General features: G+C 34.8%; 21 protein-coding genes. 11 read left to right on the top strand and 10 right to left on the bottom strand.

The genetic code is table 11. The features are described 5' to 3' along the window. Nucleotides 1-31: 31 nt before the first annotated feature. On the top strand, nt 32-346 hold the full coding sequence (locus tag ACP7AV_RS08155; RefSeq protein ID WP_426091527.1) for a hypothetical protein: 315 nt from the start codon (nt 32-34) through the stop codon (nt 344-346). 79 nt (nt 347-425) lie between these two features. Here the strand turns inward: ACP7AV_RS08155 and ACP7AV_RS08160 are convergent, their stop codons facing one another. The 6 genes from ACP7AV_RS08160 to dnaA form a co-directional block, all read right to left on the bottom strand. Further along, nucleotides 426-1,307: an SDR family oxidoreductase gene (locus tag ACP7AV_RS08160; RefSeq protein ID WP_039110037.1), complete on the bottom strand. Its 882-nt coding sequence runs from the start codon at nt 1,305-1,307 to the stop codon at nt 426-428. A gap of 79 nt (nt 1,308-1,386) precedes the next feature. Continuing rightward, nucleotides 1,387-2,514, bottom strand: a complete 1,128-nt coding sequence (locus tag ACP7AV_RS08165) for a methionine aminotransferase (RefSeq protein WP_426091528.1) — start codon at nt 2,512-2,514, stop codon at nt 1,387-1,389. A 291-nt stretch (nt 2,515-2,805) separates the two neighbouring features. Next, nucleotides 2,806-2,943 (bottom strand): hypothetical protein, encoded by a 138-nt coding sequence (locus tag ACP7AV_RS08170; protein ID WP_426091529.1) that lies wholly within the window; start codon nt 2,941-2,943, stop codon nt 2,806-2,808. A 71-nt stretch (nt 2,944-3,014) separates the two neighbouring features. Next, nucleotides 3,015-3,737: an SAM-dependent methyltransferase gene (locus ACP7AV_RS08175; protein WP_426064369.1), complete on the bottom strand. Its 723-nt coding sequence runs from the start codon at nt 3,735-3,737 to the stop codon at nt 3,015-3,017. 103 nt (nt 3,738-3,840) lie between these two features. Continuing rightward, the gene (locus tag ACP7AV_RS08180) at nt 3,841-4,308 is read right to left on the bottom strand and encodes a low molecular weight protein-tyrosine-phosphatase (RefSeq protein WP_426091530.1); all 468 of its coding nucleotides are present in this window, start codon (nt 4,306-4,308) and stop codon (nt 3,841-3,843) included. A gap of 7 nt (nt 4,309-4,315) precedes the next feature. Then, nucleotides 4,316-5,743, bottom strand: coding sequence for a chromosomal replication initiator protein DnaA (gene dnaA / locus ACP7AV_RS08185; protein WP_426091531.1), 1,428 nt, complete (start codon nt 5,741-5,743; stop codon nt 4,316-4,318). A gap of 183 nt (nt 5,744-5,926) precedes the next feature. On the opposite strand from dnaA, the gene ACP7AV_RS08190 reads away from it, so the two are divergent. Further along, the gene (locus ACP7AV_RS08190; RefSeq protein ID WP_426091532.1) at nt 5,927-6,331 is read left to right on the top strand and encodes an acyl-CoA thioesterase; all 405 of its coding nucleotides are present in this window, start codon (nt 5,927-5,929) and stop codon (nt 6,329-6,331) included. A 29-nt stretch (nt 6,332-6,360) separates the two neighbouring features. Here ACP7AV_RS08190 and ACP7AV_RS08195 read toward each other — a convergent pair whose 3' ends face one another. The 3 genes from ACP7AV_RS08195 to ribD are packed head-to-tail and all read right to left on the bottom strand — an operon-like array spanning nt 6,361 to nt 8,681. After that, nucleotides 6,361-6,984 carry an IMPACT family protein gene (locus tag ACP7AV_RS08195; protein WP_426091533.1) on the bottom strand — a complete coding sequence of 208 codons (624 nt, stop codon included), beginning with the start codon at nt 6,982-6,984 and terminating at the stop codon, nt 6,361-6,363. A 58-nt stretch (nt 6,985-7,042) separates the two neighbouring features. Next, nucleotides 7,043-7,645 (bottom strand): HAD family hydrolase, encoded by a 603-nt coding sequence (locus ACP7AV_RS08200; protein WP_426091534.1) that lies wholly within the window; start codon nt 7,643-7,645, stop codon nt 7,043-7,045. After that, nucleotides 7,638-8,681 carry a bifunctional diaminohydroxyphosphoribosylaminopyrimidine deaminase/5-amino-6-(5-phosphoribosylamino)uracil reductase RibD gene (gene ribD / locus ACP7AV_RS08205; protein ID WP_426091651.1) on the bottom strand — a complete coding sequence of 348 codons (1,044 nt, stop codon included), beginning with the start codon at nt 8,679-8,681 and terminating at the stop codon, nt 7,638-7,640. The genes ACP7AV_RS08200 and ribD overlap by 8 nt, the downstream gene beginning before the upstream one ends. A gap of 115 nt (nt 8,682-8,796) precedes the next feature. Between ribD and ACP7AV_RS08210 the strand changes: the two genes are divergently transcribed. After that, nucleotides 8,797-9,282: a GNAT family N-acetyltransferase gene (locus ACP7AV_RS08210; RefSeq protein ID WP_426064364.1), complete on the top strand. Its 486-nt coding sequence runs from the start codon at nt 8,797-8,799 to the stop codon at nt 9,280-9,282. 54 nt (nt 9,283-9,336) lie between these two features. Beyond that, complete coding sequence (gene prmC / locus ACP7AV_RS08215; protein WP_426091535.1) at nt 9,337-10,209, top strand: peptide chain release factor N(5)-glutamine methyltransferase; 873 nt, start codon at nt 9,337-9,339, stop codon at nt 10,207-10,209. 220 nt (nt 10,210-10,429) lie between these two features. Here the strand turns inward: prmC and ACP7AV_RS08220 are convergent, their stop codons facing one another. After that, nucleotides 10,430-11,674 carry an ABC transporter permease gene (locus ACP7AV_RS08220; RefSeq protein WP_167547430.1) on the bottom strand — a complete coding sequence of 415 codons (1,245 nt, stop codon included), beginning with the start codon at nt 11,672-11,674 and terminating at the stop codon, nt 10,430-10,432. Between the two features lie 355 nt (nt 11,675-12,029). Here ACP7AV_RS08220 and hisS point away from each other — a divergent pair, with 355 nt between their 5' ends. The 7 genes from hisS (at nt 12,030) to ACP7AV_RS08255 (ending at nt 20,212) form a co-directional block, all read left to right on the top strand. Then, nucleotides 12,030-13,406 carry a histidine--tRNA ligase gene (gene hisS / locus ACP7AV_RS08225; protein ID WP_426091536.1) on the top strand — a complete coding sequence of 459 codons (1,377 nt, stop codon included), beginning with the start codon at nt 12,030-12,032 and terminating at the stop codon, nt 13,404-13,406. Between the two features lie 295 nt (nt 13,407-13,701). Next, complete coding sequence (locus ACP7AV_RS08230) at nt 13,702-14,280, top strand: nucleotide exchange factor GrpE (RefSeq protein WP_426091537.1); 579 nt, start codon at nt 13,702-13,704, stop codon at nt 14,278-14,280. Between the two features lie 78 nt (nt 14,281-14,358). Beyond that, nucleotides 14,359-15,474 (top strand): molecular chaperone DnaJ, encoded by a 1,116-nt coding sequence (gene dnaJ, locus ACP7AV_RS08235; RefSeq protein WP_091204032.1) that lies wholly within the window; start codon nt 14,359-14,361, stop codon nt 15,472-15,474. 234 nt (nt 15,475-15,708) lie between these two features. Continuing rightward, nucleotides 15,709-16,629 (top strand): ABC transporter ATP-binding protein, encoded by a 921-nt coding sequence (locus ACP7AV_RS08240; protein ID WP_426091538.1) that lies wholly within the window; start codon nt 15,709-15,711, stop codon nt 16,627-16,629. A 96-nt stretch (nt 16,630-16,725) separates the two neighbouring features. Then, on the top strand, nt 16,726-18,042 hold the full coding sequence (locus ACP7AV_RS08245) for an ABC transporter permease (RefSeq protein WP_426091539.1): 1,317 nt from the start codon (nt 16,726-16,728) through the stop codon (nt 18,040-18,042). Between the two features lie 199 nt (nt 18,043-18,241). Continuing rightward, on the top strand, nt 18,242-19,405 hold the full coding sequence (locus tag ACP7AV_RS08250) for a sigma-54-dependent transcriptional regulator (protein WP_426091540.1): 1,164 nt from the start codon (nt 18,242-18,244) through the stop codon (nt 19,403-19,405). 96 nt (nt 19,406-19,501) lie between these two features. Next, entirely contained in the window at nt 19,502-20,212 is a 711-nt protein-coding gene (locus ACP7AV_RS08255) for a DEAD/DEAH box helicase (RefSeq protein WP_426091541.1), read from the top strand. Nucleotides 20,213-20,224 lie beyond the last annotated feature (12 nt).

Raw genomic sequence — 20,224 nt, forward strand, 5'->3', positions numbered from 1 at the left:
CTTTTTGAGGTTTGTGTTTTTCAAAAATGGAATGATGAAAACCATAGATATATTATACATCGGAGGACATTTTGAAATTCTGGAAACTGTAATCCGATTAATAAATGCAAATGAGAATTGGAATGGGGTAGGCGTTATGAAAGAAGAGGAAGCGAAGGAAGTTTTTCGAAATAAAAACTTTTCCGTTGTGTTGTTGGGTTCCGGAATTCAGGAGAAAAGCGAAGTTGAATTATGCGCTTTTTTTAAAAAACAAAATCCAAATATAGTTATTGTGCAGCATTATGGTGGTGGAAGCGGCTTGCTGAAAAGTGAAATTTTAATAGCTTTGGAAAACAATAAAAATTAAACGATTAAGAAATAAAGGTTTATTAAGCGTCAATTCTTAATTTTTCTTTATTTCTTAATGGTTTATTTTACATCAACTTTTATTTATTTTTCTTTGCTTTGATCATCATTTCCAACTGATCCCAAAGTTCTTCGGGAATTGCTTCCAGAATATTAAATTGTCCGGCTCCTTTGAGCCATTCGCCTCCATCAATTACAACCACTTCACCGTTTACATAAGCTGAAAAATCAGAAACTAAATACGCCGCTAAATTGGCTAATTCCTGATGATCTCCTACGCGTTTTAATGGCACTTTTTTAGCCATATCAAATTTTTCTGCCAAATCACCTGGTAATAATCTGTCCCATGCGCCTTTAGTAGGGAATGGTCCTGGAGCAATCGCATTAGAACGAATTCCGTATTTTGCCCATTCCACCGCAAGACTTCTTGTCATGGCCAAAACTCCAGCTTTTGCAGTTGCGCTAGGTACTACATAAGCAGAACCTGTCCAAGCGTATGTCGTAACGATATTTAAGATGGTAGATGATTTTTGTTTCGTGTCAATCCAATGTTTTCCAAAAGCAAGGGTACAGTTTTTGGTCCCTTTTAAAACTATATCAATTACAGTATCAAAAGCATTCGCAGATAATCGTTCCGTTGGAGAAATGAAATTTCCGGCAGCATTATTAAGTAAAACATCTACTTTGCCAAAGGCTTTCAAAACTTCTTGCAGCATATTTTCAACCTCTTCATAATGACGCACATCACATTGAATTGGAAGACAAGTTCCACCTGTTTCTGTTTCCAGTTCTGTAGCGGTATTTTTTAGTTTTTCTAAATCTCTGGAAGTGATGGCAACTTGCGCACCCAATTCCAGGAAATATTTAGTCATTGCTTTTCCTAAACCGCTTCCGCCTCCGGTTACAACAATAACTTTGCCTTTTAGGGCATCGTCGCGTAACATTTTATCTGTATAACTCATATTTGTGATATTTTTTTATTGTAAATATAATAAAATTAAATAGTATGCATGCATAATAAAATAAATTTCATTTCCGATTTTAAATCGCACACAATCTTTTTGCTGCCTCTTCCAACGTTGCATTATCTTTGGCAAAACAAAAGCGAATTAGTTTCAGGTCTTTTCCATCGGCATAAAAAGTAGAAATAGGAATGGCAGCAACACCATGTTGAATAACAAGGTGTTTGCAGAAATCAACATCGTTCTCATTTGAAATAGCTGCATAAGAAACCACCTGAAAATAAGTTCCTTCGCAAGGCATAAGTTTAAAGCGACTACCTTTTAATAATTGTTTAAAGTAATCCCGTTTTTCCTGATATAATTTCCCAATTTCAACTACAGAAACAATATCTAAATACTCACTAATGGCAACTTGACAAATACTATTTACACTGAAAACTAAAAACTGATGTACTTTTTTGATTTCTTTCATCAAATATTCCGGCGCTGTTAAATAACCAATTTTCCAACCTGTTACATGAAATGATTTTCCGAAAGAAGAAACCATTACACAACGATTCAATAATTTCTTTCGGGTATGAGCTGAAATATGTTTTTCTTCGAAAGTAATGTATTCGTACACTTCATCAGAAAGAAGAATAATGTCAGGATATTTTTCCAACAGGATTTCTAATGATTCAAAATCTGATTCCGTTAAAATTTTCCCCGTTGGATTGTGCGGATTATTAATGATAATCATTTTAGTTTTTGACGTACACGCTTTTTCGATAATTTTCCAATTTGGAGTGTAATCATCGTTCAGCGACACTCGAACCGGATTTGCGTTGCATAATAATACGGGCGCTTCGTAGCAATCATAACTTGGATCTAAGATAATCACTTCGTCATTGTTTTTTACCAAAGCTGTTATGGTAGTGAAAATGGCTTGTGTTGCTCCGGCGGTAATCAACAATTCCGTTTCAGGCTGAACAGTTCTTCCATAGGAGTTGTTGATTAGTGTTGCTATTTTTAATAATAACGGCATGTAGCCTGACATTGGCGTATATTGATGCACATTTTCTTTCGCCAGATTAGCAACAATATCAGTTAATCTTTCGTCAACGGGAAAGTTTGGAAAACCTTGTGAAAGATTGATGGCATTATATTCAGCTGCCATTTTAGACATAACCGTAAAAATACTCGTGCTGATATTTGGTAGTTTACTCATAAAAAATATTGATTAAATCCAATTATAAAAATAGCTTTTTATAATTGGATTTAATCAATATTAGTATAGTTTTTAGCGGGTTACTTGAGATTAATAGCGCGTTTTTTATAATATAATTAATGAATAAAGATTTTTCATTATTAAATTTAAAGCACTTTTAATCGTAAACAAGTATTGTAATAGCTTAGTATAATAAACTGAAGCTTTAGTGGCTCGCTAAAATTTTTAATCGGATAAAAAAGTATTTTTCTTTCTTCTTGTAATTTAAAACTACTTTTTGAATGGAAATTATTATTCAGCGCGATAGCCTGTATTCCAGCCGCTAATTATATCTTTTTTAATTTGTTTCCAATCATAGATGGACTGGAATATAAAAAGGCTGAAAATTCCCAATGTAAATATTTTAAGGTCTCTTTTATTTACTTTCATTTTAATTGGTTTAATTGTTTAGCTAATTGATAAGGTAAACATATTAAATTAATTTAAATGTAGTTATAAAATTACATTTTGTGGATTATAAAAATGGTTGGGCGTTTATGTAAATCTATTGTTTCTTTTTTCCAAGCAGAAATTTTTTTGGTTTTGATATATTCTGTAGGCAAAGTGATATCCGTTGCGATGCATAAATGTGTTTCAGGATGCAGCGTTTGTACCAAATCTTCCAGTAATTTGTTATTGCGATATGGCGTTTCAATAAAAATCTGAGACTGATTTTTTTCGAAAGAAACTCTTTCTAGGGTTTTAAAACTGGCTTTCTTTTCGTCTTTTTCAATGGGTAAATAGCCATGAAAGGTGAAACTTTGTCCATTCATTCCTGATGCCATCATGGCCAAAAGAATGGAGGAAGGGCCTACCAAAGGAATAACCTGAATTCCTTTTTCGTGGGCTAACTTTACGATTACTGCTCCAGGATCCGCAACGCCGGGACAGCCAGCTTCGCTCATTAAACCCATGTTGTGACCTTCTAGTAAAGGTTTTATAAAGTCTAAATGTTCTTTAATTTCAGTGTGTTTATTTAAAACAAAAAGTTTTAACTCGGATTGTTTCTTCTCAGGATTTACTTCTTTTATGGATTTACGAGCTGTTTTGTCGTTTTCAACAATGTAATAATCAATGAGCGCAATGCTTCTTTTTATAGTTTGCGGTAAAACATCCATAGGGTCACAATCGCCCATTGTGGTGGGGATTAAATAGAGTTTTCCTAAAACAGAGTTTGATTCCATAAGTAATATTTATGTTTCTAAAGTGAAATCTGCTAATGGTTTAATATTGTTGAGTAGGTGCGTAATTTATCAATGAGCTTACTGTAATTTTTTGCAGAAAAAATTACGGGTGTTTCTCTAATAGCTTTTTAGCAATTTCATCACACACTTCATCCAGCATGTTGTAAACAATTTCGAATCCATTTGGTAAACCAAAATAAGGATCTGGAACATCTACATTTTCATTTGGAAACAATTCATTTAAAATTAGCTGGACTTTTTCTACTTGGTTCTGGTTTTGGGCAAGTTCAGTTACATTTTTGTAGTTGGAATTATCCATTACGTAAATGTAATCAAAGGCATCAAAATCAGTTGCGCTGAATTGTCGTCCTTTTTGCTGAGAAATGTTTACTTTATTTTTTTTTGCAATAGCAATAGAGCGATCGTCTGGCGCGTGACCAATGTGCCAAGATCCGGTTCCTGCAGAATCAACTGTAAATTTGTCTTTAGGAAGTTTTGCAGCCAAAATCCCTTCGGCTAGTGGGGAACGGCAAATATTTCCTAAACAAACCATTAAAATTTTTACGGACATGATGGGTTTACAACGTTAATTTTTTATTGATATCTTCCACAAATTTCTTGAATTGTTTGTCGGTAGCCACTAAATTGTCAACGGTTTTACAAGCGTGTAAAACGGTTGCGTGATCGCGATCTCCAATTTGGGAACCAATATTTGCTAAAGAAGCTTTAGTAAATTTCTTGGCGAAAAACATGGCTAATTGTCTGGCTTGAACCACGTGTCTTTTTCTTGTTTTGGATTGCAAGGTTTCTAAGTCTAATTGGAAATAATCCGAAACAATCTTTTGAATGTAATCGATCGAAATTTCTCTTTTTACATTTTTTACAAATTTTTCAACAACACTTTTCGCAAGCTCCAGCGTAACTTCTTTTTTATTAAAAGATGATTGTGCAATTAAGGAAATAATAGCTCCTTCTAATTCTCGGACATTCGATTTTATATTGCGGGCAACATATTCGATGATTTCTTCCGGAATTTCTACACCGTCTCTGTACAATATGTTTTTCAGGATTGAAATTCTGGTTTCATAATCCGGTTGGTGCAATTCCGCAGACAATCCCCATTTAAAACGGGAAAGTAAACGTTGCTCAATATCTTGCATGTCTACTGGCGCCTTATCCGAAGTCAAGATCACTTGTTTGCCGTTTTGATGTAAGTAATTAAAAATATGGAAAAACACATCCTGAGTTCCTGATTTACCGGAAAGGAATTGTACGTCGTCAATAATTAAAACGTCAATTAATTGATAGAAATGGATGAAATCATTTCGGTTGTTTTTCTTAACCGAGTCGATATATTGTTGTGTAAAAATTTCTGCTGAAATGTATAAAACTGTTTTTTCAGGGTATTTGTCTTTTATTTCTACACCAATAGCATGTGCCAGGTGTGTTTTTCCAAGACCAACTCCGCCAAAAATCAACAAAGGATTAAATGAGGTTCCACCCGGTTTATTGGCAACAGCCATACCTGCAGAACGTGCTAATCTGTTGGAATCTCCTTCCAAAAAATTATCAAAACTATAATTTGCATTTAATTGGGATTCAATTTTTAAATTTCGAATGCCGGGGATTACAAATGGATTTTTTAATTCCGGGTTTAAGTTTTTAAATGGAGCATTAACTTCTTGTGGCTTCATAGGAACTCTATTCGCGCTTGGCAACTGCTCCGTAAACGGTTGTTTATTGCCATAGGTATTTTCCATTCTGATTTTATAAAGTAACTTAGCGTTTTTTCCAAGTTCTTTCGTCAGGGCCACTTTTAGTAATTTCACATAATGCTCTTCTAACCATTCATAGAAAAATTTGCTAGGAACTTGAATATATAATGCGTTATCGGTAAGTTCAACTGATTTGATTGGTTCGAACCAAGTTTTGTACGCTTGGTCTTGGATGTTGTCTTTTATGAAAGACAAACAGTTTTCCCATACTGATTGAGCAGTTTTGTTCATATATTCTGTTAAATTGTTTTTAATTGGTAATTGTTATCTTACTAAAAAAAAGGAGTTTTGTAATTGATTATCGGGGTAACAAATATGTGAACAAATTTTTATAAAAAAAAATATATAGGGTAATAATTTCACAAATTATTGTTGTAAGGCGTTGTTTAAATTTTAAATTTTAATACATAATAAATGAAAGATCATCAAATAGAAGTTAGAGTTCGTTACTCAGAAACCGACCAAATGGGGGTTGTATACCATGGGAATTATATTCCATATTTTGAAATAGGAAGGGTTGAATGGCTTAGAAACAAAGGGATCTCGTATAAAAACATGGAGGAAAGTGGCATAGCGCTTCCCATCGTTTCGATGAATGTAAATTATAAAAAATCAGCTCGGTATGATGAGTTGCTTACGGTTCACACCACTTTTAAAAGTCAGAGTTCCGTCAAGATAGAATTTGATTGTGCGATTTACAATGAATCTGATGAGTTATTAACAACTGCCCAGTTTATTTTGGTTTTTGTGTCCCTAAAAACAGGTCGTCCAACAGCTCCGCCGGATTATATTTTAGAATTGTTAAAAACAATGGAATAAATCACAAAAGAAGCAATTTCATAGCGAAATTATAGTCGGTTTATTTTAATTTCAAACATCGAGTTGAAAATGTCGAATACCATTTCGGCATTTTTTTTTCGTGTTTTTAGTTCGATTTTTCCAATAGGAAGGGTGGTAATTTCATTTATCTCCATTTTTTGGGATACCATTTCCAACTTTTTTTCCTTAATTACTCGCATTACTTTGTTCATGTTTTGGTAATCAAAAGTGATGGTAAAATGAATATCAATTGTTTTTTCAACAATTTCACATCTTTCAAGAACCATCTTCGTAGTCATTTTGTAGGCAGAAATCAATCCGCCAACGCCTAGTTTTACGCCTCCAAAAACCCTAACTACAACTAATAAAACATTTGTTACTGAAAAGGATTGGATTTGTCCGTAAATAGGCATTCCGGCACTATTACTGGGTTCTCCGTCATCATTTGCACGATATGTAAAAGCATCAGTTCCTATTTGATAAGCATAACAGAAATGGCCTGCGTTGGGATGTTGCTTTCGCAAAATATCGATCAGCGGTTTTACTTCTTCCTCCGAATGAATAGGATAGGCATAACCAAAGAATTTACTGTTTTTTTCTTTGAACAGCAATTCGTCTGAGGGAATCTCAATAGTGTAGTAAGTGTCTTTCAAATTGAATTAGAAAAGAGAGTTGAAATGTTATTGTAGTTTGGTCGATGAGTTGCTGCTGTCAAATTATTTTTTTGTCCAATAAATGAATAATATCTTCTTTCCCGACTTCTAAATTCCAAACTTCAAATCCCATAGCGAATGCGGCATCTGTATTTTCTTTTTTGTCATCTATAAATAACGTTCGTTTGGGTGCTAATTCATGGTTGCTTATCAAATGATTGAAAATTTCAGGGTTTGGTTTTCTCAGGCCGAGCTCAAATGAGAAATAAACTTTTTCGAAACATTGATAAAAATCTCTGTAAAATGAAACACCACTCGCTTGTTCAAAAGTTTCAATATGAATGGCATCTGTATTGGATAAGAGAAACATGCGGTATTTTTGGGAAAGCATCTGCAAGAATTCCAATCGATATAGCGGGAAGTCAAGCAAGGTGGCATTCCAAGCTGCCAAAATCTCTTTTATGCTGGCATTCGGAATATGTTCTTGAATACCAAAAAGAAAATTTTCACGGGAAACCTTACCTGTTTCAAACTGTAAATTCAGTTGGTCTAAATCGTCATTCCATTCCTTTAAGCCTAATTTTTCAAAAGAAGTAATAGTGGCTTGCTTATCTAAATTGATAAAAATATCTCCAAAATCAAAAATAATAGTATTAATCATGGTTTCTAAAAATTATAAGTTCGTCTGCCGCAATGCAATGTTTCTCGAACTGTTTTTTAGCAAGAATGGGCGCTTTGATTCCATTTTTAAATTGGATGTCTCCAACAAATATTCGTGCTTCATCCCAAAGATTGGCATCGATAAAAGTTTGTAAAGTTTGTCTTCCACCTTCAATAATAATGGATTGAATTTGATTTTTAGTCAATGATTGAACGATTTGCTCTCCAATGTTTTTTTCAAAATCGATTATTTCAAAGATACTATTTTCTTTTTCAAGAGAAGTTTTATATCCGGAAAATAGGATAGTTTTAACTTGATTATCAAGAATATGGCTATTTTTTGGAATTCGATTATTTTGGTCTAAAACCACTCGAATCGGATTGTTTCCATAATAATCGCGTGCATTTAGTATAGGATTATCATCAATGACTGTTTGTGTTCCCACCAGAATAGCTTGCTCTTCAGTGCGCCATTTGTGAACTAATTGCCTTGAATACGCATTGGTAATCCAAACGGGTTTCTTTTCTGATTTTTCAATAGGCGCAATAAAACCATCTAGGCTTTCAGCCCATTTCAAGATGATATAGGGTCTTTTCTTTTCGTGGAATGTAAAGAATCGTTTGTTAAGTTCGTTGCATTCCGCTTCAAGTATACCAACCGTGACATGAATGCCAGCTTCTAAAAGTTTTTTTATTCCGCTTCCGGCCACTTTTACATTTGGATCTACAGTTCCAATAACCACATTTGGAATTTTATTTTTGATTATTAAATTGCAACACGGTGGCGTTTTGCCAAAATGACTGCAAGGTTCCAGACTGACGTAAATTGTCGCTTTTTTTAGCAAAGATTTATCTTTGACGGAATTTACAGCGTTTACTTCTGCGTGCGGTTCTCCTGCTTTTTGATGCCATCCTTCGCCAATAATCTTGCCTTCATGCACAATCACACTGCCTACCAAAGGATTTGGGTACGTTGTTCCTAAGCCATTTTTGGCTAATTCAATGCATCGTTTTATGTATTTTTCATGTATTTTCACCACACAAAAGTAGTAATTTTGGGATTAGTCCTGAAACCTCAAGATTTGTTTTAAAACTTTTCAAAATAATAGCAAACAATTTCTATTTTTGCAGGTATATCAAGATTTTGAAAAAATGGAAAATTACAGTATCAGAAAAATAAATAAAGAAGACAATCAAGAAGTTGCACAATTGATACGTGCAGTTTTTGATGAAATGGATATTCCCAAAGTGGGGACGGCTTACGAGGACCTATATTTGGACTTCATGTATGAAGAATACAATAAACCAAAATCAGTATATTACGTGGTCGAGAACAATGGTAAGATTGTTGGTGCTGCAGGAATTGCTCCACTTGCAAATGAAGCGGAGACCATCTGCGAACTCCAAAAAATGTATTTTCTGCCTGAAACTCGAGGAATGGGAATTGGAACTGAAATGATGGAAGTTTGCTTGCAAAGCGCTAAGAATTTTGGTTTCGAAAAATGCTATTTGGAAACCATGCCATTTATGCTCAACGCACAAAAATTATACAAAAAAACAGGTTTTGAAAATATTGCTGCACCCATGGGAAGCACTGGTCACGTTAGTTGTCCGGTTTGGATGTTGAAAGATTTGTAAGTTTTGAATAATGAGTTGCGAGTGTTAATTCTTTAGAAACGATTGACAGAGAAAATGAAAATAAAAGAATACAGAACTCAATTTATTGACGCGCTTACGCCACTGTACGATGCAGTAGAAGCCGAGAGTTTTTTCTATTTGATTTTAGAAGAAAAAAATCAATTGAAAAGAATCGACTTGGCGTTGCGTCCCGATTTGGTTTTTTTGGAAGTGGAAACTGTTGTTTGGAATTCTATTTTGGAACAATTAAAAAAGGAAATTCCGATACAATATCTTTTAGGAAAAACCAGTTTTTATGGATTGGATTTTGAAGTCAATGAAGACGTTTTGATTCCAAGACCCGAAACGGAAGAATTGGTCGAATGGATTGTTGAAAGTCAAAAACCAAAAGACGAAAGTCAAAAGATCAGTATCTTAGATATTGGAACGGGAAGTGGTTGCATCGCTATTTCATTGGCAAAAAATATTTTAAATGCTCAAGTTTTTGCCATCGATGTTTCTGAAAAAGCGCTGGCTACAGCCAATAAAAGCGCAGAAAATAATTCTGTTAATGTTACTTTTTTCAATCAAAACATTCTCAAAACGGAAGATTTACAGCGACAATTTGATATTATCGTCTCTAATCCGCCTTATGTTCGTAATTTAGAAAAGGAGGAAATCAAGAAAAATGTTTTGGATAATGAACCGCATTTGGCACTTTTTGTAGAAGACAATGACGCGTTGATTTTTTATAAAAAAATAGCCAAATTGGCCCAGAAAAACCTATCCGAAAATGGTACGCTGTACTTTGAAATCAATCAGTATTTAGGCAAGGAAATGATTGATTTACTTGAAGGAATGAACTTCAAAAACATCGAATTACGAAAAGATATTTACGGAAATGACCGAATGATCAGTTGTAATTTCCAGAAACGAAATCGCATTTAACATTGGTTGTTTTATGCAAAAGTTCTGGTTGTACGTAGTTTGCGTGAGGGGTAGGAGCAAGTTACCTTGTAACGCGTATGACCCGACCTTATTAAGAAAAGGGGCAATTAGTCTATGTGATTAGTCAGCCCCTTTTTTTAATAGGGTCACGCCCAAATCCTTTTTCAGAAAATACTGCTTTTGATTGTTTCGTCCCCACGATGAAGTTTACCGCTGATTACTATTCGTATCGCAACGCTTCAATAGGATCCAGTACAGCGGCTTTGATAGCGGGATACAATCCTGAAGCGATGGCTACAATGAAACTGGTGATGAATGCTGCCATGATAGCGCCCCACGGAATTACGAATGCAAAATCCATTGCAGTTGCAATGCCATATCCAATTAGAATTCCGAAAATGATTCCCACTAATCCACCAAATTGACCAATCAGCATTGTTTCTATAAAAAACTGAATCGCAATGGTCGTTTTTTTGGCTCCTAATGCTTTTCTGACCCCAATTTCTCTGGTGCGTTCCGTAACCGAAACAATCATAATATTCATCAAAGCAATAGAAGACCCCAGAACGGTGATAATTCCTATCAGCCACGATGCTAATCCGAGATATTGTGTAATTCCCAAAATTCTATTAATCAAGTCATCGCTACGGACTATCCCAAAATTATTGTCTTCCACCGGACTTAGTTTTCGAACTCTGCGCATCGTGCTGTTTGCGTTGTCAATGGCTTGATCCAGTAATTCTTTTTTGCTAACCATAACGCTCACAGTGTAATTGATATTTGGCGCTGTAAATATGGAACGGGCTAATTGAATTGGAATCAAAACTCGTAAATCCTGACTGTTTCCAAAAGTTGATCCTTTCTCTTTTAATACTCCAATAACCCTAAACTTAGCGCCTCTAATTGAAATTATCTTATCAATAGGATTCACGTCTTTTAGCAGTCCTTTCTCAAAATCAGAACCTACAACACACACGTACGCATTGTTATCAATGTCAAATCCTGTAAAATTACGGCCGGCACTCGTTTCCAGTCCGGAATTAGTCATGAAAAATTCGTCGACACCCACGATTGAGTTTTCTGGATCTGTTTTTGAAGATTCGAATTTTACTTCCGCAGCTGATGTTGCCGTAAAAGAAAGAGAAGTTTCCGTAAATGGATAACTGTATTTATTCTTGAAAGCCACGGCTTCAGGATATGAAATAATAGGATTGATTATTTCTCGTTCGTCTCTTCCCTGTCGTCTTGTAGTATTTTCATACTGTTTTAGGTTGAAGGTATTGGCCCCCATCGATGCAAAATCGGCGGAAATTGTGTTTTCCAGCGCTGAAACAACCGTAAGAATACTAACTAATGCCGTGATTCCAATAGCGATAATCATCACCGTAAGAACCGTTCGTAACAATTGCGTTCTGATAGAACCGAATGCAATCCGAATATTTTCTTTGAATAATTTTAACATCATGTAAGTTTGACACGAAAATACAAATTTTGTTACAAATCTTCTAAGTCTAAAAATTAATTTAATTTGACCGTTTTGTTTTTGAAGCTTTTTCCAGCTTTCCGTTACAATCCTGCAACAAAAAATAATTTGTTTTCAATTGCCCAAAAGGAGCTTCCTGCGGTCGCTCTTTCAGGCAAGAAAACAATAGTATTTTTTGCTGCCGTATTTACACTTTAATCCGGGCTAAGCATTGGGTAATAAAATGCTAAAATTTGTAAACAGAATAATTTTAAAAATAAGATATTTGCAAAGAATTAGAATTAGGAATTTTTTCAACACTTCCAAAATCTTAAATTTAATATCCAATATTTACACCATGGCATCAAAACCGAGCATCCCAAAAGGAACCAGAGATTTTTCACCAACTGAGGTGGCAAAACGGCACTATATCATCCAAATCATAAAAAGCAACTTCGAGAAATTCGGATTCCAACCTATAGAAACACCTTCATTTGAAAACTCCGAAACCTTAATGGGGAAGTACGGGGAAGAAGGCGATCGTTTGATTTTTAAAATATTAAATTCTGGAGATTATTTGGCGAAAGCCAACGCAACTCATTTAGAAAACAGAGACAGTACTAAATTAACGTCAAGTATTTCCGAAAAAGCCTTGCGGTATGACTTAACCGTTCCGTTTGCCCGTTATGTGGTACAACACCAAAACGATATTGAATTTCCATTTAAAAGATACCAAATCCAACCGGTTTGGAGAGCGGATCGCCCGCAAAAAGGACGTTTCAGAGAGTTTTTTCAATGTGACGCGGATGTGGTAGGTTCTAAATCATTGTGGCAGGAAGTAGAATTAGTACAATTATATGACAGTGTTTTTTCAGCTTTGGGTTTAGAGGGAGTAATTATCAAAATCAATAACCGAAAAATATTATCCGGAATTGCTGAAGTAATTGGTGCATCGGATAAATTAATCGATTTCACGGTAGCGTTGGACAAACTCGACAAAATAGGCGAGGACGGCGTGAAGAAAGAAATGATGGAGAAAGGAATTTCGGAGGAAGCGATTCTGAAAGTACAACCGTTATTTCATTTCACGGGAACCATTTCGGAGAAAATAAACCAGCTTTCAGTTTTGCTTGCTGAGTCTAACGACGGAATGAAAGGGGTCGAGGAACTGCGTTTTATCTGTGATAATGTAACACAACTTGGTTTGTCAACCGCAATTCTGGACTTGGATGTAACCTTAGCAAGAGGGTTGAATTACTACACAGGCGCTATTTTTGAAGTGGCTCCGCCAAAATCTGTTTCAATGGGTTCCATCGGTGGTGGTGGAAGATATGATGATTTGACGGGAATTTTTGGATTGAAAAACATGAGCGGCGTAGGTATTTCTTTTGGATTAGACCGAATCTATTTGGTAGTCGAAGAATTGAATTTATTTCCGGAAACTGTAACGGAAACTTCAAAAGCATTGTTTATCAATTATGGTGAAAGTGAAGCTTTTTACGCGATGAAAGCGATAAAAGAATTAAGAAATTCAGATATAAAAGTAGAATTTTATCCTGATAATGCTAAAGTGGCAAAGCAGTTTCAACATGCGGATATACGTGGAATTCCTTTTGCGGTAATTGCTGGGAAACAAGAAATGGAATTGAATATGTTTTCGCTCAAAAATCTAACTACGGGTGAACAGCTTACATTGGATTTTGAAAATTTAAAACAAGCCTTGTTAAACTCTTAATTTGAATATATAAGAAAAGCTTCGTTGGTTAAAACGAAGCTTTTCTTAATATAAAGTAAAGGTGAATTAATAATTGTTCAGAATATAATCTCAAGTTTTTTACTTTTGAAAACATTTCTAAAAAAAATTTGTTAACAAAACTAAATAAAGAATGGCAAGATAATCTTAAAATAATCTTAAAATTTTAAGTACTCAGAAGTAATAGCGAAAAGAAAAATGAAATCAATAAAAAGATGACAATTTGACATTTAAAAAGAATTGGCAGTACTTTTGCAATCAATAGAAAAGAATAAAAATGAAGTTTAAGAATATTTTTAAAAATACTAGTAATATGACTACTGAAAATACAGAAATCGATCAAGAATTAGATGAGACGACATTAGAAAATAATGCGAATGGGGAGCAAATGATTATTGAGGAATTAAGTGTAGAAGAGCAATTGACGCAAGACTTAGCCAAAGAGAAAGATAAATATTTACGATTATTTGCTGAATTCGAAAATTACAAACGCAGAACTACCAAAGAGCGTATTGAGTTGTTCAAAACAGCAAACCAAGAGGTTTTATTAGCGATGTTACCAGTATTGGATGATTTTGACAGAGCCATTGTTGAAATAAGTAAATCAGAAGATGAATTGCTTTTAAAAGGAGTGGAACTTATTCATGAAAAATTAAAAAATACTTTAGTTGCTAAAGGATTAGAGCAAGTTGAGGTAAACCCAGGAGACGCTTTTGATGCTGATTTTGCTGAAGCAATTACTCAAATACCTGCACCATCAGACGAAATGAAAGGTAAAATTGTTGACGTTCTTGAAAAAGGATACAAGTTAGGTGACAAAATCATTCGTTTTCCAAAAGTTGTATTAGGGCAGTAGTAGAGCCAAGGTTTATTAAGTCTTTACATTATGCGCAGCTATGCACATTAGTGCGACTCAACAAAAGAAAAAATAAAAATGAAAAAAGATTTTTACGAAATATTAGGCATTTCAAAAAATGCTGATGCTGCAGAAATTAAAAAAGCATACCGAAAAAGCGCACTACAATTTCATCCTGACAAAAATCCTGGAGATAAATCAGCAGAGGATAAGTTTAAATTAGCTGCTGAAGCTTACGAAGTATTAAGCGATCCTCAGAAAAAAGCAAAGTACGATCAATATGGTCATCAAGCTTTTGATGGTTCTGGCGGTTTCGGCGGAGGTGGTCAAGGCGGAATGAATATGGATGACATTTTTAGTCAGTTTGGTGATATTTTCGGAGGCGGTTTTGGTGGTTTCGGCGGAGGCGGAGGCGGCGGAGTTCGTCGTGCTAAAGGGAGTAACCTACGTATCAAAGTAAAATTAACATTGGAAGAAATTGCCAATGGTGTAGAGAAAAAAGTAAAAGTTAAACGTAAAGTTCAAGCTCCTGGCGTTAGTTACAAAACGTGTTCTACATGTAATGGTCAGGGACAAGTGATGCGCGTTACAAATACAATTCTGGGTCGAATGCAATCGGCTTCAACATGTCCGACATGTAGTGGTTCGGGTCAAATTTTAGATAAAAAACCAACAGAAGCAGATTCACAAGGAATGATTCTTGAAGATGAAACTGTTTCAATAAAAATACCCGCGGGAGTGGTGGACGGAATGCAATTGAAAGTTTCTAATAAAGGAAATGATGCTCCAGGAAATAGTATTCCGGGAGATTTAATTGTTGCTATTGAGGAATTGGAGCATGAGTTCTTGAAACGCGAAGGGGAGAATTTGCATTATGATTTATACATCAGTTTTGCTGAAGCTGTTCTTGGTATTTCTAAAGATATTGAAGCTATAAACGGAAAAGTCAGAATCAAACTGGAAGAAGGAATTCAATCTGGTAAAATCTTAAGATTAAAAGGAAAAGGAATTCCGAGCATCAATGGTTACGGAAACGGAGATTTATTGGTGCATGTAAATGTTTGGACTCCAAAAACATTGAATAAAGATCAAAAACAGTTTTTCGAAAAAAATCTTACCGACGAAAATTTTATTCCAAATCCTGAAAAATCAGATAAATCATTTTTTGAGAAAGTAAAAGATATGTTTTCATAATAAAAAGTAGCGATATAATTTATCGATGCTCTTTAAAGTATATACCCCATCCTTGTTAAAATAAGGATGGGTTTTTTATGAAATCGCCAATAGTAATTTGTTAGTTGCAAACAAATACCAATAAATATAAGGCGATATCATACACGATCGCTAAAAATTAAATGCTACATATCTGAAACTATTCTAAGTATTTCGGTACTAATTATTTACTTTTACACCAATTAAAAAATAAGCATGAGTAACATTCTTGAAGTGAATAAAGTTGTCAAGCAATACGGTGATTATGTTGCGCTTAACGAGGTTTCATTAACGGTTCCAAAAGGGAGTATCTACGGACTTTTAGGTCCAAATGGGGCCGGTAAAACATCACTTATCCGAATTATAAATCAAATTACATTGCCGGATCGTGGCGAAATTATTTTGGATGGTGAAAAACTGCAACCCAAACACATTCAATATATAGGATATTTGCCGGAAGAAAGGGGATTGTACAACACGATGAAAGTGGGAGAACAATGCTTGTATTTGGCTCAAATGAAAGGACTTTCTAAGGCTGAAGCCAAAAAACAATTGGAATATTGGTTTGAAAGATTAGAAATTCAAGGCTGGTGGGACAAGAAAATTCAAGAACTTTCTAAAGGAATGGCGCAGAAAATTCAGTTTGTGGTTTGCGTTCTGCATAAGCCAAAACTATTGATTTTTGATGAACCTTTTTCTGGTTTTGACCCCGTAAATGCCAATATTATAAAAGATGAAATTCTAGCGTTAAGAGAAGAAGGAGCAACCATAATTTTCTCCACTCACCGCATGGAAAGCGTAGAAGAATTATGTGACCATATTGCGTTAATTCACAAATCCAATAAGCTGATTGAAGGAAAACTGGATGATGTAAAAAGACAATTTAAAACTAACAGTTTTGAAGTTGGTATTTTATCTGAGAATGTAGAAGGTTTGATGTACTCCATTAAACAAAAATTCACTGTTGGTCCCGCTAATTTTAAATCATTGAACAACGAATTAAAACTGGAAATCCAACTCGGAAATTCGACGCCAAATGAATTATTAAATATTCTTACACAACGCGGTCAGGTAACGCATTTTGTCGAAAAAATTCCAAGTGTCAATGATATTTTCATTCAAACAGTAACACAATAGCTGGATAGACTTCTTCAATTATTAGACTTTTTGCAGTCTTCTAATCGAATCGTTTTAAAAAAATCTAAGTAATCGAAAAATTTAAGCAGTCTAAAAATGAGCATCATATCATTAATTATAAGAAGAGAGTTTATTGCCAAAGTGCGTAATAAATCTTTTATTGTTATGACTTTTTTAAGTCCGTTACTATTTGTGGGAATAGCCGTTTTTGTGGCCTATTTAAGTTCCATGAAAGCCGATACCAAACGAATCGCTATTCATGATGAATCGGGTATGTTTGTAAAGGAATTTACTTCGCAAAACAATAAAAACAAAGCGTACAAATACCTTGATCTGACTGTAATTGACTTGAAATTTCTTAAAGACAGTATTTCTAATGAAAGCTATGAAGGATTGTTGTATATCCCTAAAGCGAATAATGCCAAGGATTTCGAAAATAAAATCCAGTTTATTTCAAACAGCAGTCCAAGTATTTCATTCATTGAAAATGTTCAAGATGTAATTGCAAATAAGCTGACCAAAAACAATTTAGAAAAAGCGCATTTAGATACACTGGCAATTAAAAATGCGCAATCTAAAGTGAATATTAGCTTGACAAAAGCATCTGGTGAAGAAAGCGTGAAAGGACTTAATGAAATCAAAATCGGGATTGGCGGCGCATTTGGATATCTTATTATGATGTTCATAATCATCTACGGAAACATGGTGATGAGGAGCGTCATCGAGGAAAAAACCAGCCGAATAGTAGAAATTATAATCTCATCGGTTAAACCATTTCAATTGATGATGGGAAAAATAATAGGAACTTCATTAGCCGGATTGCTGCAATTCTTTATTTGGGCAATAATCGGAATGTCATTACTGTTTGCTGCCTCGGTATTTTTGGGAGTAAATGTAGGTCCTACAGCCAGAATTTCTCCGGAAATGATGCAAACCGCGCAGCAGGAAATGACTGGAACTGCCCAAATGTATATTAAAGAATTATGGAATTTACCCATTGCCAGTATTTTAGGTGGCTTTGTGGTTTATTTCATTGGCGGTTATTTTCTATACAGCTCATTTTATGCGGCAATTGGCGCTGCAGTTGATAATCAAACGGATTCACAACAATTTTTGTTACCTATTATCATGCCGTTAATGTTAAGTGTTTATGTCGGATTTTTCACTGTAATAAATGATCCGCACGGGACAATTGCAGTTGTTTTTTCAATGATTCCGCTCACCTCGCCAATCGTGATGCTGATGCGAATTCCGTTTGGCGTACCTTTGTGGCAAATCATAATATCAGTAACGTTATTATTCGGAAGCTTCTTTTTTGTAGTTTGGTTTGCCGCAAAAATATACCGAATAGGAATACTGATGTATGGCAAAAAACCAACTTGGAGTGAAATGTACCGCTGGTTGAAATACTAATAGAAGGTTAATTCAGCTTTGTTAAAACTTAATTAATTTATGGAGCTATCTCCCGCTTTCCGTTGTAATCTTTTTATTTTTAAAGAAAAAATAAAAAGGATTTCCACTTCAATCGGGGCTAGGGCATCAGTTTTCAAAAACGTTGTCTGTTAATTAGAAATGAAATTTTGTGCCTTCGTGGCAAAACAAAAATACAAATATGTCAAAAATACTAATCATAGAAGACGAAGCCGCAATTCGAAGAGTACTTACAAAAATACTTTCTGAAGAGAACGAAACCTATCAAGTTGAAGAAGCCGAAGATGGGGTTGCAGGTTTTGAAAAAATAAAAAATAACGATTACGACTTGGTTTTATGCGACATCAAAATGCCAAAAATGGATGGCGTTGAAGTTTTGGAAGCGGTCAAAAAAATCAAACCTGAAATTCCCATGGTGATGATTTCCGGTCATGGCGATATGGAAACCGCCATCAACACAATGCGGTTGGGTGCATTTGATTACATCTCGAAACCACCTGATTTAAACCGGTTGTTGAATACGGTTCGAAATGCTTTGGATAAAAAACAGCTCGTAGTAGAGAATAAAATTTTAAAGAAAAAAGTCAGCAAGAACTACGAAATGATTGGCGAAAGCGAAGCTATTAATCACATAAAAGTGATGATTGAAAAAGTAGCACAAACCGAAGCCAGGGTTTTAATCACGGGACCAAACGGAACTGGAAAAGAGCTCGTAGCACATCAATTACACGAAAAAAGTGAACGAGCTAATTTTCCTTTAATCGAAGTAAATTGCGCTGCTATTCCATCAGAACTAATAGAAAGCGAATTATTCGGTCACGTAAAAGGAGCGTTTACATCAGCAGTGAGAGACCGCGCAGGGAAATTTGAAGCCGCTGATAAAGGAACTATTTTCTTGGATGAAATCGGCGATATGAGTCTTTCGGCGCAAGCCAAAGTGTTGCGTGCTTTACAAGAAAGTATGATTACAAGAGTAGGAGCGGATAAGGATATTAAAGTAGATGTTCGTGTGGTTGCAGCAACTAATAAAGATTTGAATAAAGAAATTGCCGAAGGTCGTTTCCGTGAGGATTTATACCATCGTTTGGCCGTTATTTTAATAAAAGTTCCTGCTTTGAATGAAAGACGCGATGATATCCCGATGTTGATTTCGCATTTTTCTGATAAAATTGCTTCAGAGCAAGGGAATACAGTGAAAAAATTCTCTAAAGCAGCGATTAATTTATTGAAGGAATACGATTGGACTGGAAACATCCGTGAATTACGAAATGTAGTGGAGCGCTTGATTATCCTCGGTGGAAGCGAAATTTCCGAGAATGATGTGAAACTATTTGCGTCAAAATAAAATTAATTTAATGATTTTAAAAATGTAATGATTTAAAGATTCAGCACCAGGTTTAATCTTTTAATTTTTCAATTTTTAATCTTTCAATCACAAGAAATGAAACTAAAAAAAATAAACGAAGATTTACAGCAATCCTTAATTGAAAACGGTTTGACCGAGGCTAATGCGATGCAAAAAGAAACATTTTCGACACTGAAAAGTGGTTCGGATTGCATTATTATTGCACCAAAAGGAAGCGGGAAATCAACAACTATTGTGTTGAATGTAATTCAGAGGTTGGCAGGTGCAAACGAAGAATCACCAAGAGCTTTAATTATTGTTGAAGACAAAGCCAAAGTGTTGGAAATGGAATCACTTTTTGAAAAATACGGAAAGAATTCTAATTTAGAAGTCTATGGTGTTCATGATAAAGGAGATATGGAATACGATAAAAATTATATTTCCAGCGGAATTGACGTATTGATTGGAACTCCAAATAAATTAAGCGAAATGTTTACCACGGCTGGATTTAATGTAAACCGATTAAAAATGTTTATTTTGGATGATGCAGACCCAATTTTGAAATTGCGTCATGAAACAAAAATCATGCGTATTTCAAATAGTATCGTCAGAACCCAACGTATAATTTTCTCGGAACAATTTACAGAACGAATCGAAGTCCTCGCTGAAAAAATGTTAGTAGAGCCCTTTGAATTTGATTTTGATGGAGTTGAAGACGAGGATTTAGAGGAGGAGGAAGATTTCGAACCTGAAGCTGGAGATGAGTTCGAAGAACAAGAAGGCAATGAAGAAAACGGTAACAAATAATAATAAATAAAT

The sequence above is a fragment of the Flavobacterium sp. DSR3-2 genome, assembly GCF_049896525.1.
Taxonomy (GTDB): domain Bacteria; phylum Bacteroidota; class Bacteroidia; order Flavobacteriales; family Flavobacteriaceae; genus Flavobacterium.